12 protein-coding genes and 1 tRNA gene are annotated in these 14,535 nt (G+C 61.7%); 4 read left to right on the top strand and 9 right to left on the bottom strand.

The genetic code is table 11. The annotated features are described in order from the left end of the window. Window position 1: 1 nt before the first annotated feature. The 4 genes from kdsA (at window position 2) to E2K80_RS18435 (ending at window position 3,881) form a co-directional block, all read left to right on the top strand. Entirely contained in the window at window positions 2-835 is an 834-nt protein-coding gene (kdsA, locus tag E2K80_RS18450) for a 3-deoxy-8-phosphooctulonate synthase (RefSeq protein ID WP_135376320.1), read from the top strand. A 25-nt stretch (window positions 836-860) separates the two neighbouring features. Then, window positions 861-2,357 carry a phosphomannomutase/phosphoglucomutase gene (locus E2K80_RS18445; protein ID WP_135376319.1) on the top strand — a complete coding sequence of 499 codons (1,497 nt, stop codon included), beginning with the start codon at window positions 861-863 and terminating at the stop codon, window positions 2,355-2,357. Between the two features lie 40 nt (window positions 2,358-2,397). Continuing rightward, on the top strand, window positions 2,398-3,726 hold the full coding sequence (locus E2K80_RS18440; RefSeq protein WP_135376318.1) for a mechanosensitive ion channel family protein: 1,329 nt from the start codon (window positions 2,398-2,400) through the stop codon (window positions 3,724-3,726). An 80-nt stretch (window positions 3,727-3,806) separates the two neighbouring features. Beyond that, window positions 3,807-3,881: transfer RNA gene (locus tag E2K80_RS18435), tRNA-Gln, on the top strand. A 210-nt stretch (window positions 3,882-4,091) separates the two neighbouring features. Here the strand turns inward: E2K80_RS18435 and E2K80_RS19710 are convergent. The 9 genes from E2K80_RS19710 to murQ all read right to left on the bottom strand — a co-directional run bounded on the left by E2K80_RS19710 (window position 4,092) and on the right by murQ (window position 14,489). After that, window positions 4,092-5,281, bottom strand: a protein-coding gene (locus E2K80_RS19710) for a transposase (protein WP_238475590.1) whose coding sequence is annotated in 2 segments (ribosomal slippage) — window positions 4,092-5,020 and window positions 5,020-5,281 — 1,191 coding nt in all. Because the reading frame shifts where the segments join, the coding sequence is not laid out codon by codon here. Window positions 5,282-5,331: 50 nt separating this feature from the next. After that, window positions 5,332-6,101, bottom strand: a protein-coding gene (locus E2K80_RS18420; RefSeq protein WP_168193246.1) for an IS5 family transposase whose coding sequence is annotated in 2 segments (ribosomal slippage) — window positions 5,332-5,780 and window positions 5,780-6,101 — 771 coding nt in all. Because the reading frame shifts where the segments join, the coding sequence is not laid out codon by codon here. 250 nt (window positions 6,102-6,351) lie between these two features. After that, window positions 6,352-7,515, bottom strand: coding sequence for an anhydro-N-acetylmuramic acid kinase (locus tag E2K80_RS18415; RefSeq protein WP_135376316.1), 1,164 nt, complete (start codon window positions 7,513-7,515; stop codon window positions 6,352-6,354). Window positions 7,516-7,519: 4 nt separating this feature from the next. Continuing rightward, window positions 7,520-8,560, bottom strand: a complete 1,041-nt coding sequence (locus tag E2K80_RS18410; RefSeq protein WP_135376315.1) for a serine hydrolase domain-containing protein — start codon at window positions 8,558-8,560, stop codon at window positions 7,520-7,522. Beyond that, window positions 8,488-10,197, bottom strand: a complete 1,710-nt coding sequence (locus E2K80_RS18405; protein ID WP_135376314.1) for an ABC transporter ATP-binding protein — start codon at window positions 10,195-10,197, stop codon at window positions 8,488-8,490. The genes E2K80_RS18410 and E2K80_RS18405 overlap by 73 nt, the downstream gene beginning before the upstream one ends. Further along, window positions 10,194-11,033, bottom strand: a complete 840-nt coding sequence (locus E2K80_RS18400) for an ABC transporter permease (RefSeq protein WP_135376313.1) — start codon at window positions 11,031-11,033, stop codon at window positions 10,194-10,196. Before E2K80_RS18400 ends, E2K80_RS18405 begins: the two co-directional genes overlap by 4 nt. Continuing rightward, window positions 11,030-11,992 (bottom strand): ABC transporter permease, encoded by a 963-nt coding sequence (locus tag E2K80_RS18395; protein WP_135376312.1) that lies wholly within the window; start codon window positions 11,990-11,992, stop codon window positions 11,030-11,032. The genes E2K80_RS18400 and E2K80_RS18395 overlap by 4 nt, the downstream gene beginning before the upstream one ends. Before the next feature lie 24 nt (window positions 11,993-12,016). Then, the gene (locus tag E2K80_RS18390; protein ID WP_135376311.1) at window positions 12,017-13,525 is read right to left on the bottom strand and encodes an ABC transporter substrate-binding protein; all 1,509 of its coding nucleotides are present in this window, start codon (window positions 13,523-13,525) and stop codon (window positions 12,017-12,019) included. Between the two features lie 19 nt (window positions 13,526-13,544). Next, entirely contained in the window at window positions 13,545-14,489 is a 945-nt protein-coding gene (gene murQ / locus E2K80_RS18385) for an N-acetylmuramic acid 6-phosphate etherase (RefSeq protein ID WP_135376310.1), read from the bottom strand. Window positions 14,490-14,535: the final 46 nt, after the last annotated feature.

Here is a 14,535-nt window from a genome sequence, read left to right as displayed (position 1 = left end):
CATGAAACACGTCAAGATCGGACCGATCACTTGCAGCAATGACCACCCCCTGACGGTCATTGCCGGCCCCTGTCAGCTTGAAACAGCCGACCATGCGCAGATGATTGCGGAGCAGATGGCCCGGACCTGTACCGCGGCGGGTGCGCAATTTGTCTTCAAGGGCAGTTTTGACAAGGCCAACCGCACCTCTGTCAGCGGCAAACGCGGTGTCGGCATCGACGAAGGCCTGGCGATCCTGCAAGGGGTGAAAAACAGCTTTGGCTGCCCGGTTCTGACCGATATCCATACCGCCGCCCAATGTGCCACCGTGGCAGAGGTTGTTGATATCCTGCAAATCCCCGCCTTCCTGTGCCGGCAGACCGACCTGTTGCTGGCGGCCGGGGAAACCGGGGCGGCGATCAACATCAAGAAGGGGCAGTTTCTGGCCCCGGCTGATATGGCCAATGTGGTCACCAAGGTGGAAAGCACCGGCAACACGCGTATTCTGCAGACCGAGCGGGGTGTCTCTTTCGGCTATAACACCCTGGTCACCGATATGCGCAGCCTGCCGATCATGGCGCAGGGTGGCTATCCGGTGGTGATGGATGCCACCCATGCGGTGGCCCAGCCCGGCGGCAAAGGCGACAGCAGTGGCGGCCAGCGGGAATTTGCCCCGGTTCTGGCACGCGCTGCCGTATCACTTGGCATCGCGGCGGTCTTTATTGAAACCCATGAAGACCCCGATACCGCGCCCTCTGACGGGCCCAATATGATCAAATTGCACGATATGCCCGGGCTTGTTACCAGCCTGATGGCGTTTGACCGCCTTGCCAAATCCAACCCAATTCGCATTTAATCTTTTCATTCCGGAGCTTTCCCTGATGCCCAAACCCCTGCCAAATGTGACCCAGAATACTTGGGATTTTCTGCATGTTCCGATGATCACCCCCACCGGGTTTCGTGAATATGACGCGCGCTGGAAATTCCCCGATGAGATCAATCTGCCGGGTATCACCGCCCTTGGTCTGGGCCTTGGCACCCAGATGCACGAGGCCGGGATCGACCCGGTTATCGCTGTTGGCAATGATTACCGCGACTATTCGCTATCGGTCAAAAACGCGCTGATCCTGGGGCTGATGCAGGCGGGTATTCAGGTCAAGGATATCGGCCCGGCGCTGAGCCCGATGGCCTATTTCAGCCAGTTCCATCTGGATGCCCCGGCCGTGGCGATGGTCACCGCCTCCCATAACCCCAATGGCTGGACCGGGGTCAAAATGGGCTTCCAGCGCCCGCTGACCCATGGCCCCGATGAGATGGGGCAGTTGCGCGACATCGTGCTGAACGGCGCAGGCGTGGCCCGGCCCGGTGGCAGCTACAGCTTTGTCGAAGGCGTGCGCGAGGCCTATCTGGACGATCTGGTGGGTGATTTCAAAATGACCCGGAAACTGCGCGTGGTCTGCGCCACGGGCAACGGCACCGCCTCGGCCTTCGCGCCGGAACTGTTCCGGCGGCTGGGGGTTGAGGTCGTGCCCTCCCATAACGAGCTTGATTACACCTTCCCCCATTACAACCCGAACCCCGAAGCGATGGAAATGCTGCATGACATGGCCGCCAGCGTCAAAGACAGCGGCGCGGATTTCGCGCTTGGCTTTGACGGCGATGGTGACCGCTGTGGCGTGGTGGACAATGAGGGGGAGGAGATTTTTGCCGATAAGATGGGGGTGATCATGGCCCGCGATCTGGCAAAGATTTACCCGGGCTCGACCTTTGTCGCCGATGTGAAATCAACCGGGCTGTTCGCGTCGGACCCTGAATTGAAGAAACATGGCGCCAAGGCGGATTACTGGAAAACCGGCCATTCCCATATGAAGCGCCGGGTGCATGACCTAGGCGCGCTGGCGGGGTTTGAGAAATCCGGCCACTACTTCCTGGCAGACCCCATCGGCCGTGGCTATGATTGCGGCATGCGGGTTGCCGTCGAGATCTGCAAACTGATGGACCGCAACCCGGATATGTCCATGGCCGATCTGCGCCGTGCCCTGCCGGTGACCTATGCGACCCCCACCATGTCCCCCTATTGCGCCGATACCGAGAAATATGACGTTCTGGAACGGCTGGTTGAAAAACTGGTTGCGCGCCATGCGGAGGGCGGCAGCCTCGGCGGTGTCAAAATCGCCAATGTGGTCACCGTCAACGGAGCGCGGGTGATGCTGGAAAACGGCGGCTGGGGGTTGGTGCGCGCCTCCTCGAACACGCCCAATCTTGTGGTGGTCTGCGAAAGCCCGGACAGCGACGCGCAGATGCGGGCGATTTTTGCCGATATCGACGCGGTGATCAGAACCGAACCGTCAGTGGGCGAGTATGATCAGACGATCTGAATTCCGCGTTTGAGGGAAACCGGCTGAGACAGGCAATATCATGCGCTATCTTCTGATCCTTTTCCTGTGTCTGACCCTGCCTTTCGCCGGGCTGGCACAGGAAAGCACCCAACAGCCCGATGGCACCATCTCGGTGGAAAACGATGTGCAGCATGATGCCGCCATGGCCGTGCGCATCCGCGAGATTCTGCACCAGCTTGAGGGGTATTCCGATATCTCGGTCTCGGTTGCCGATGGCATCGTCACCCTGCGCGGGACCGCGCTTGAAGCCGCGCAGATCGACGCGCTGAACGGGCTTGTCAGCCGGGTTGAGGGCGTCGTGGCGATTGAAAACAATGTGACCGAAACCACCGATGTGGTTGAACGCCTGAACCCCGCGATCGACCGTATCCGCGCCCGGTTTGAACAATTCATCGCCTTCACCCCGCTGATCCTGGTGGCGGTGACGGCGGGCGTGTTGGTCTTCCTGCTGGGCCTTTTCATCGCGCGCCGCAAGAAACCCTGGGACAGTATCGCCCCCAATGCGTTTATCGCCGATATCTACCGGCAGATCATTCGCCTGCTGTTCAGCATTGCCGCGATTGTCCTGGCCCTTGACCTGCTGAACGCAACGGCCCTTCTGGGCACCATCCTTGGCGCCGCGGGGATCGTTGGTCTGGCCATCGGCTTTGCCGTCCGCGACACTGTGGAAAACTTCATTGCCTCGATCATGCTGAGCATGCGGCAGCCTTTCCGCCCGAAGGATCTGGTCGAGATCGAGGGCGATATGGGCCATGTCATCCGCCTGACCAGCCGCGCCACGATCCTTCTGTCGCTGGATGGCAACCATATCCGCATCCCCAATGCGACCGTCTTCAAGGCGCGGATCATCAATTACACCCGCAATGACGAACGCCGTTTCACCTTCGATCTGGGCATCGACCCGACTGCCGATATCGCCCGGGCGCAAAAGATCATGCTGGCCGCCCTGAAAGAACTGCCCTTCCTGCTGGACAGCCCCGGCCCCGGTATCTGGGTCAACAAGGTGGGTGACAGCACGATCTCGATCACCGCGGCGGGCTGGATCATGCAGCACAAGACCAGCCTGGGCATGGCCAAGGGAGAAGCGATTCGCATCACCAAAGCCCGGCTGGAAGAGGCCGGGATCACCCTGCCCGAACCCACCTATCGCCTGATCAGCGACACCACGATCCGCCAGGCCGCCCCGGAGGCCCCTGAAGCTGCCAGCACCCCGCAGGCAACCATCACGCCCGTGGCCGCGCAGGATGTCGATGCGGATGAAGGCAAAGCCCTGGAACGCATCGTCGATGCAGAACGCGAAGAACTGGCCGATAACGACCTTCTGGCGCGGGAAGCGCCCCAGGAATAGATGGCAAACCCGGGGCAGGATATTTTGCGCCACAGGGGCTTGATCCCGCCGCGCCCGCGGCGTAACTAGCGCGTCAAAGTTGGGGTGTAGCCAAGCGGTAAGGCATCGGTTTTTGGTACCGTGTATCGTAGGTTCGAATCCTACCACCCCAGCCAGACACTTCCTGTGTCGTCCGGCGTGAATCGCAACTTGTCCAGCGAGACTTGGCACTTTTGACGGACAAGACTGAAACTTTAGGATAGACGGACTGCTGTGCCCCCTGAAATTGTCCTCGTCTGAGTTTAGCGTTTGCGGTAGCCCCCCATGGGGACGGGCTGTTGTGAACCGGTAATCCCCCCATTTTTAGTGGGGTCCCGCCGTAGAATTCACGCGGCTGTTTTCAGTTTCATTGCGGGTGTTATGCCGCCGATACCCATGTTGGGTCGCTCGTTGTTGTAAGTCCAGAGCCATTCAGTCGCCTTATCTTGTGCCTCCTCAATCGTTTCAAAGATGTATTGTCCGAGCCACTCGCCACGAACAGTGCGGTTGTAACGTTCTATGTAGCCGTTCTGCTGTGGTTTGCCTGGCTGGATGTATTCAAGCCGGATGTTGCGTTTCTCGGCCCATGTCATGAGCGTGCCACTGATATATTCTGGACCATTATCGACGCGAATTGCGTGCGGCTGGCCGCGCCATTCAATGATCTGGTTCAGGCTGCGCACAACGCGCTCCGCTGGCAGTGAGAAGTCGACCTCAATGCACAGGCCTTCGCCATTGAAGTCATCCAGAACGTTTACAGCATGCTGCCTTAAACCTGAGACATCGCGCATCACAAATGTCCCGAGAACGCGAAGCGTGGCAGGGTATTTGTGATTCAAGTTGAAGGCAGGGTGCTTTAGTGTTCTGATCGACCTGCCATCAGCAAGTTGATCCGCCATGAAATCCATCGACCAAGTGTCGTTTGGGACGTCAGGCACGGCCAACGGTTCAGGTTTGTCCCGCTTCAAACGTTTCTTAGGCTTGATCCGCAAGTTCAGCTCCAGTTCGCAGTAGATCCGGTAGACGCGTTTGTGGTTCCAGCCATAGCCCTGCACATTGCGCAGATACAAAAAGCACAGGCCAAAGCCCCAATTGCGCTTGTTCGTCGTCAGCCGTTCCAACCAGTCCGCGATCTCTTCGTTCTCGTCGCTCAGAACCGGGCTGTATCGATAGCACGTCTCGCTGATTTGGAACGTGCGGCAAGCCAGCGCCACGCTGACACCGTGCCGTGCGACCGCATTCACGGCCACCTCTCGTCGCAGAGACGGCCTTAACGCTTTTTTCCAAGGGCTTCCTTCAGCAGATCATTCTGCATGCTCATCTCAGCATACATGCGCTTCAGACGGCGGTTCTCCTCCGCCATATCCTTCATCTCGGACATCAAAGACGCATCCATGCCGCCAAACTTGGCGCGCCATTTGTAGAAGCTTGCGCTGCTCATTCCATGTTCGCGGCACAGTTCAGAAACAGGCACGCCGCCATCTGCTTGCTTCAGGATCGCCATGATCTGCGCGTCGCTGTAACGTCCATTCTTCATCGTAAATCTCCTCAGATATCTTGCCGAGAAAATTCTACTTTTGAACACCACTAGGCAGCGGACTCATAAAACTGGCACCATAGCCTGACGGATGCGAGTTTGATCATCGCCAAGAAGTTGGCAGATGTCTTTTCGTATCGGGTGGCTATACGGCGGAAGGAAGCTTTGAGGCGGCCAAAGAACCGCTCGATCTTGTTGCGCTCGCGATAGATATCGACGTCGAACTCGGCGGGCAGTTTGCGGTTGGATTTGGACGGGATGACGTCGATGGCGCCCTGTTCCCAGATCATCTTGCGGATCCAATCCGCGTCATATGCCTTGTCAGCCAGAACGTATTGGCCAGGTTGCAGCCCGTCCAAAAGCTGTTCGCATGGGGGTGCATCGTGGGCTTGGCCCGGCGTCAGTTCATAGCGGATCGGCAACCCGTCCTGATTGGTAAGTGCATGTATTTTCGTGGTTAACCCACCCCGCGACCGGCCCATGCAACGACGCGGGTCGTTTTTTTGAGCGTCGCTGCAGAATGGTGAACCCGAACCGATGTGCCATCCACCATCACGGTGTCGATATTGTGCGCATCGGCGACCGCCTCCATTACCCGATCCCAAATGCCCGCATAAGTCCATCGGTTGAAACGGTTGTAGATCGTTGTGTAGGGGCCGTATTGATCGGGCAAATCGCGCCACGGGATGCCTGTGCGCAAGACATAGAAGATGCCATTGATCACACGCCGATCATCGACACGCTTAACCCCTCGGCTGTTATTTGGGAGCACTGCTTTGATGAACTCCCACTCCAAATCGCTCAAATCTGACCGCGCCATTCCACTGCTCCGCATATTGTCTTGCGGGAAATGAATCATAACAGGCTGGAAACGTGAAGCTCTTTGTAAGTACGCTGCCTAATTTTAGGGGGGATTACCAACCCAACAGCGTTCACGCATGCGACGGCAACGACACCGATAATTCTCCGTCTCGGTTCACGACCTAAAGCACCCTGCCTTAAACTTGAATCACAAATACCCTGCCACGCTTCGCGTTCCCGGGACATTTGTGATAAGCGATGTCTCAGGTTTAAGGCAGCATGCTGTAGTCGATCGGCCGAGACGACGTATCGATGTTCGCCTTAGCGATCCGCCCGGCAACACATGGCTCGGCCGTTCCGGTGGTTTCGGGGAAGCTTCCTGGCAGGCCGCGCATGCAGCGCTTGGCGAGAAATGCGAAGCATTGCGCCTCGATCGCATCGCCTTCCCAGCCCACGGCTTCCGCAGGCTCAGCGATGACGCCGGCATAGGGCGCCAGCATCGCCAGAAGCGTCGGGTTCCGCCGCCCGCCCCCGCAGACGATCAGGCGGGCCGGGCGCTCGGGCAGCAATTCGAGACCGCATCCCACGGCGGCGGCGGTGAAGGCCGTGAGGGTCGCCGCAGCGTCGGCATCGGACATGTCATCCACCCAGCCGTATCCGAAGTCAAACCGATCCAGAGATTTCGGATAGGGCCGCGTGAGATAGGGATGCGCAAGGGCCTTGGCCAAGCGGGCCTCATCGACCCGTCCCGACGCGGCCAACCTGCCGTCGACATCCATTTCCCCCAATCCACGCGCCTTCACGAAGTCATTGATGGGGGCGTTCGCAGGGCCGGTGTCGAAAGCGATCAGGCCGCCCGTGCCATCTCGAGCGGTCACGTTAGCGACCCCGCCCAGGTTCAGGATCGCGGTATCGGTGCCGGTTCCCAGCCGGTCCATCAGCGCGCCATGATAGACGGCCGATAAGGGCGCACCCTGACCGCCCGCTTCCATGTCGGCGGAGCGGAAATCATACACGGTCCGCACCCCAAGCCGCCGGACCATCAGCGCGCCGTCGCCCAGTTGCCGCGTTTGCCCCAAAGCGTCCGGAGTCGGGGCGCGGTGCAGCACCGTCTGACCGTGGAAGCCGACAGCGGCTATGTCGGCGAGGCGCAGGCCAGCCTCTTCGACCAAGCGTCGGACGGCATGGGATTGTGCGATGGTCAACCGCGCCTCCGCCTCCGCGAAGACCGCCGGGTCCGGGCCCTCGAACTGCCAGTCGAGCGCTTGGCGCTGGCATTCTGCCAGAAGCGCACATGTGTCCGCGTCGTAGGGATAGAGCGCATAGGACCCGAAGGCGTCGATCCCCGTGCCATCGGTGCGCAATAGCGCTACGTCGATATTGCCGTCCAGAACCGTGCCGGTCATCAGCCCGACGCACCATTCCATCTCCATGCAATCACTCCCTGTACAGTGTCTCCCCAACCGCCTGGCGCAGCGGGCCAATACCCGTGTCGGCGTGGCGCGTGGGGTGGACGCGATTGGTCAAGAGGGTCCAGGCCCGCCCAGCCCCGAAATCCAGCCACAGCCCGGTGCCGGTGAACCCGGTATGCCCGATAGTCTCGGCGGTGCAGGCCTGCCCGCCCGACCAGCCCGGATGCCGACGCTCCCAGCCGTGGGTCCGAGTGGCCGACAACGGCGTGGTGATCAGGCCCGGGCCCCGCGCGAAAGCGGCTTCGGAAAACTCAAGAAGGGCTTCCGCGCTGCCGAAGAGGCCGGAATGGCCGGCGCCCTGCAGCGCGTAACAGTTTTCGTCATGCACCTCGCCACGCATGACCCGACCGCGCCAGGTACAGGCCTCGGTCGCGGCGGTGGCATCGGGGTCGGGGGCGAAGGTGAACCAGGCGCCCGGGTCCATATCGCGAATGCCCCGCCCCTCCAACCGTTCCAGTGCGATGCCCAAGAGGACGAAGTTGATGTCGGAATAAACCGGCACGTCCAGCCTTCGCCATTCCCGCTGAAGAACGAAGGCGCGCAGCGTCGCGCGTTCGTCCCCATAGGTATAGATCGGCTCGACCGCCGGGAACGGCGTTTGGTGGCCAAGGCAGTCGCGGAGCGTCACCCGCCGCTCCCAACACTGGACGTCGTATTGACGGAAATCGGGAATGACACTTGTCACCGGCGCGTCGAGGTCGATGCGTCCGGATGCGGCATGGCTGAGAATCCGCTCGGTGGTGAAGACCGGTTTGGTGACGGAGGCCAAGTCGAAGACGGTGTCGCGCGCCATCGGCACGCGCTCCGGCTGCGTCATCGCATGACCCGCCCATGCGACACGACGCTCACCGCCGTCTGACACGCCAAAGACGGCACCCGGAATCCGCCCCTCCGAGACCGCATCGGCGACCAAGGACCATGCGGCGTCGAAAGTCACCGAAGTGCCTCGACCGCAAAAACATGGTCCGGCCCGTGGGTTTCCCAATCCTGTGGCGCGGGTTCCCATCCGGCGGGCCGCATGGTGGACGGGACCTCATCGGTTTCAACCGTGAAATCCACGTGACGGCGGTCGATCGACGGAACGGCGGCAATCAGCTTGCGTGTGTAGGGATGGCGCGGATCCGACAGGACCGAGCGGGACTCTCCGATTTCAACGATACGCCCGGCATAGATGACGGCGATCCGATGTGCGATCTGCTCGACCACGCCCATGTCGTGGGACACGAAAAGATAGGCGAGGCCGAAATCGCGTTGCAGATCGATCAAAAGATCCAGCACCCGCGCCTGAACCGAGACGTCAAGGCCCGAGACGGCCTCGTCCAGCACCAGGATCTTCGGGTCGGGCATCAAGACCCGCGCGATGCAGATCCGTTGCTTCTGGCCACCCGAAAATTCGTGTGGATAGCGGCTCAACGATTCCTCTGGCAAATCGACCTTTTTCAGGAGCATCCGCATGCGATCCTCGGCCCCCTTGTCGACGGGATGACCCGCGGCGATCACCGGCTCAGCTAAGAGGGCGCGGACCGTCATCCGCGGATTGAGGGAGGCGTTGGGATTCTGGAAGACCATCTGCACCGCGCGGCCTGTGGCCCCCTCCACATGGCCCATTGTCGGCGTGATGAGGTCGAGGATGGCGCGCGCGGTCGTGGATTTGCCCGAGCCGCTTTCGCCAACAATCCCAAGCGTTTCCCCCGGCAGAAGATCGAAGGACACCCCGTCGACGGCATGTACGAAACCTTTTGACGGACGCAGAAATTCGCCACCCACCGGAAACCGGATACCAAGGTCATCGACCTTCAGCACAGGCGACGCCCCGCTTCCCCGTTCCGAGCCTTCGCGCGCGGCGGCGCCCTGCCGGAAATGCGGCACCGCATTCAGAAGGTGGTGGGTATACTCATGGCGCGGATGGTCGAATACAGTGTCCGCCGGCCCGGTTTCCACAACCCGTCCTTGCTGCATCACCGCGACCCGATCCGCGATCCCTGCGACAAGGCCGATATCGTGGGTGATGAAGATCAGACCGGTACCGGTTTCATGCTTCAGTTCGGACAGGAGCGCGAGGATCTGCGCCTGGATCGTCACGTCGAGGGCGGTGGTCGGCTCATCCGCGATCAACAGGCGCGGCTCACCGGCCAAGGCCATGGCGATCATGATCCTCTGCAGCATCCCGCCCGACATCTGATGGGGTGCCTGATCCAGCCGCCGCGCGGCATCAGGGATGCGCACCCGGTCCAGCGCCCGGATCGCGGCCTTGCGCGCGTCGTGCCGGCTGAGGCCGTGGCGCTTGACGAAAATCTCCCCGATCTGGGTGCCGATCTTGAGGACCGGATTGAGCGATGTCATCGGCTCCTGAAAAATCATGCCGATCTCGCGCCCGCGCAAGGCCCGCATCTCGGCCTCCGACACCTGTACCAGATCGGTGACGCCATCGAGGGTGATCGAGCCGCCCAGAATGCGTCCGCCGCCATAATCGACCAATCGGTTGATCGACATCGCCGTCACCGATTTGCCCGACCCGCTTTCGCCGACAATCGCAAGGGTCTCGCCCGCAGCGAGGTCGAGGTCGACGCCATGCACGACCGCCTTCTCCCGCCCCGGTTTGCCGAAGCCCACCCGCAGGTCCCTGACCGACAGCAGCGTCATGTCAGCGCCCGCCGCGATTTTGGGTCCGCGATGTCGCGCAGCGCGTCGCCCAGAAGGTTAAAGCCCAAGACCGCAAGCATGATCGCCGCCGCCGGGTAGATCAGCATCCAGGGCGCCATTTCCATCAGGTTGCGGCTGTCCGACAACATCAGGCCGAGCGAGGGGTCAGGCGGTTGCGTGCCGAGCCCGAGGAAGCTGAGCGCCGCCTCCGTCAGCAGGGCCCAGGCCAGCGCGAGGGTGAACTGCACCGTCAGCGGCGCGACCATGTTGCCCAGGAGGTGTCGCGACAGGATATAGCGCCGCGAACTGCCGAATGTGCGCGCGGCGTCCACGAAGCTGAGCGTTTTGATCGAAAGCGCCGGTCCGCGGGCCATGCGGGTGAAGATCGGGGTGTAGACCATCGCGATGGCGAGGATCGAGGTCAGAACGCTGGCCTCAAGGATTGCGACGATCAGAAGTGCCAGAAGGATCGCCGGAAAGGCCAGGAGCACGTCCATGGTCCGCATCGCGAGGCCGTCCCACAGCCCACCGAACCACGCGGCCGTCAGCCCGAGGATCGTGCCGACCGTCGCCGCGATCATGACCGACAGGAAGGCCACGAAGAAGGATTGGCCGATGCCGACCATCAAACGGCTCAGCATATCGCGCCCGAACAGATCGGTGCCCAACAGGTAGGTCCCGCCCGGCGGCTGCAGGCGCGACAGGCGATCCTGCGCAAGGGGGTCATGCGGCGTCAGCCCGAGCATGCCCAGGATCGCCGCAATGGTGAACAGCGCTATGATGACAAGACCGATCCGCCCTGCGGAATGCCGAAAAAGGGCGCCGATAATGCTCATGACCGGCCCCCGTACCGGATGCGGGGATCGAGGGCGGCGTAGGCCAGATCGACCAGCAGGTTGACCAGCATGAAGTTGAACGCGATGAACAGCACAACCCCCTGAACGAGCGCGTAGTCACGCTGCAGGATCGCGTCGAGCACCACGCGGCCCAATCCCGGCAGCGCGAAGATTTGCTCGACGATCACGGCGCCACCCAGCAGATACCCGAACTCCACCCCGCTGAGCGTCAGAACCGGGATCAGCGCGTTGGGCAGGGCATGGCGCCAGATCACGTAGCGTTGCGAGAAGCCCTGCGACCGGGCAGTGCGCACGTAGTCTTCGCGCAGGATGTCCAGCATCGCCGCGCGCGTGATGCGGGTGACCGCGGCGGCAAAGGCGGTGCCAAGCGCGAAGGCCGGCAGGATCATCTGGGCGAGGTTGCCCAACGGATCCTCGGAAAACGGGATATAGCGGCCCAAGGTCGGCAGGACGCCGAACCAGACCGACAGAATGTAAATCGACAGAAGCGCCACGACGAAATTCGGCATCGACTGCCCGATCATGGCGAAGATGCGCACGATCAGGTCGGAAGGCCGGTCAGTCCGCGTTGCGGCATAGACTCCCGCCGGCAACCCGATCATCAGCGCGATGACCATCGACATCAGCGCCAGTTGCAGGGTCAGGGGAAAGCGCTCGATGATGATGTCTAAGACAGGTTGGCCGTAGGTGACCGAGATGCCCAGATCGCCCTGGAATAGTCCGCCGACCCAGCGCAGATATTGCACCGCCCAGTTCTGATCGAGGCCGAAATAGGCCGCCAGCGCCTCCCTCTGCGCGGGGGTCAGCATGCCGCCTTCGGTGCCCAGCATCGCGGTGATCGCGTCGCCGGGCACCAGCCGGATCGCCACGAAGACGAAGACCGATACGCCGAACATTACCAGCGGAAAGACGGCGAGACGCCTGAGCAGATAGGTCAATTCAGGCCTCCCGCCGTCCCCAGGTCAATCCGACAATGTTACGTCGACGAGGCTGAACAGACTGCCCGTGGCACTCGGCACGAAGCCCGAAACGGCGTCGGTCTGCGCGGTGTAGGTGAACCCGGTGAAGAGCCAGACCCACGGCGCCATCTCGGCCAGATGGCTTTCGAACTCGGCAAAAATCTCGCGCCGCACCTCCTCACCGGTTTCGGCACGGCCCCGGTTCATCAATTCGTCGAGCGTGTCGTCGATGTAATTGGCCACGCCCTGCAGGTTCCCGTCCCGCGTCCAGTAGCGGTTATACATCGTGTAGGGGTCAACGCGTCCGCCGTTCAGTGCCACGGCCATGTCGAAATCGGCGGCCAGCCAGCGGTCGATATAAACGCTGAGTTCCTGCATCTCGATCTCAAGCTCGATGCCTACTTCGCCCAGTTGGGACTGGATGATCTGCGCGATGGCCGATGCCGTCGGAGGCTCACCCGTGGCGGCCATCATGCTGGCTGAAAACCCGTCGGCGAACCCGGCCTCGGCCAGCAGTTCACGCGCGCGGTCCTGGTCCTGTTCGTAGCAAAACAGGCTGTCGGGATCGCTGCGATAGGCCGGCGAGGTCAGCGGGCCGGTGATTTCTCCTTCACCCAGCAACGCCGCATCCAGGATATCCTGCCGGTCCAGCGCGCAGGAGATCGCCTGGCGCAGCGGCAGGGACCCCATCGGCTCACGAGACGCGTTGAGTTGCAGCACAAAATAGCTGAGCGTCGGGGCCGTATTTAGCGTCAGCCCGTCGGTCTGCGGCACCAGGGTCGCCACCAGCGGATCATTGATCAGCGCGAAATTCGCCTGACCCGTGCGCAATGCCGCCAGTAGGGCGGTTTCGTCAGGCAGAACGCTGATCGAAATGCCGTCATAGGCGACATCGCCGCCGTACCAATCCTCGAACGTGGCGAGCCGGGCATTGGCGTTGGGGGTCCGTTCCTCAAGTGTGAAGGGGCCGGACCCGATCACCTCGGTGCTAAGCGTATCGGCCTCGATGGCCGAGGCGGGAACGATGGCCGCATTGACCGAGGCCATGCCATTCAGAAGCGGCGCGTCCGGGCTGTCGAGCGTGAAGACGACCGTGCCGTCATCCGGCGTTTCGATGCCCACGATGGAGGTGTAGTTGGCCCGCGCGATCGCGCCCGTATCCTCGTCGAGGATACGCTCGAACGAGGCCCGCACATCCGCCGCCGTGACCGACGATCCGTCGTGGAACACGGCATCCGGATCGAGCCGGAAGGTCAGCTGCAAGCCTTCTTCCGAGAATTCCCAACTTTCGGCCACCGCCGGTTGCAGTTCGAGGTTCGCGTCCAAACGCACCAGTGGTTCGTACATCAGTTCAAGCAGCCGGATCGTGGCGAAACCGGGCTGCGTATGCGGGTCGAGGCCAGTGGCGTCCTGGGACCAGGCCACATCCAGCATCTGCGCCGAGGCCGGGGCCACCAGCGCGGTTGTGAGGCCAAGCGCCAATGCGCTCGCCGCCATTTTCATCAGTGTCATCGGAGACATCTCCCTGTTGTCATTCGTGGCTAGATGTGGCGGGATTGGTTCCCGCTCGTTCGATGGCCTTGCGCAAAAACCCACGCTCGGCCTCAAGGTCCGCTCGTGCCGCGTCGGCGGGTTTGCCAGTGATCTGCATAAGGATAGCGAGCTTCACGTTGCCGCCGCTCGCCTTCAAAAGCGACTGTGCGTCTGCCGTCCCGCAGCCTGTGGCCTCGCGCAGGATACCCTCGGCCCTCTCGGCCAGTTTGCGGTTTGAAATCGTGACATCAACCATGAGGTTGCCCCAGGTCTTGCCGATCCGGATCATGCTGGCCGTGCTGAGCATGTTCAGGACCATCTTCTGCGCCGTTCCGGATTTGAGGCGGGTGGAGCCCGTCACAATCTCAGGCCCGACCACGGGCGAAATCGCGATGTCGGCGATGCCCGCGATCAGCGCGTCGGGATTGCAGGACAAAGAGACCGTCCCCGCGCCCCGGCCACTCGCATAACGAAGGGCACCGACGACATAAGGGGTCCGACCGCTGACGGCGATACCGACGACCACGTCGCGTTCTGTCAGGCCGATTGCATCCAGGTCCGCGGCGCCGGTCGCCTCGTCATCCTCGGCCGCCTCGACCGAAACGCGAAGCGCGCGGTCGCCGCCAGCGATGATCCCGACGACCATATCGGGCGGAACCGAGAAGGTTGGTGGGCATTCAGAGGCGTCCAGCACACCCAATCGCCCGCTTGTCCCCGCCCCGATATAGATCAGGCGCCCCCCGGCATCGAAGGCCGCGACAATTCTGTCCACCGCAGCCGAAATAGCGGCGGCCTCGGTCGCGATTGCATCGGCAACACCGCGATCTTCGGCATTCATGCAAGCCACGATTTCGGCAGAGGACATGAGGTCGATATCCATAGAGCGCGTATTGCGGCGCTCGGACACGAGCAACTCAAGAGCTGACGAAGATTCCATCGACATGGCAGCGATTTCCCCATACTTCGATCAAACGATGAATAATAAATTC

The sequence above is a fragment of the Rhodophyticola sp. CCM32 genome, assembly GCF_004751985.1.
In the GTDB taxonomy this organism is placed as follows: domain Bacteria; phylum Pseudomonadota; class Alphaproteobacteria; order Rhodobacterales; family Rhodobacteraceae; genus Rhodophyticola.
The sequence above is the reverse complement of the archived record's forward strand: the minus strand, read 5'-3'. Positions and strand labels throughout refer to the sequence as shown.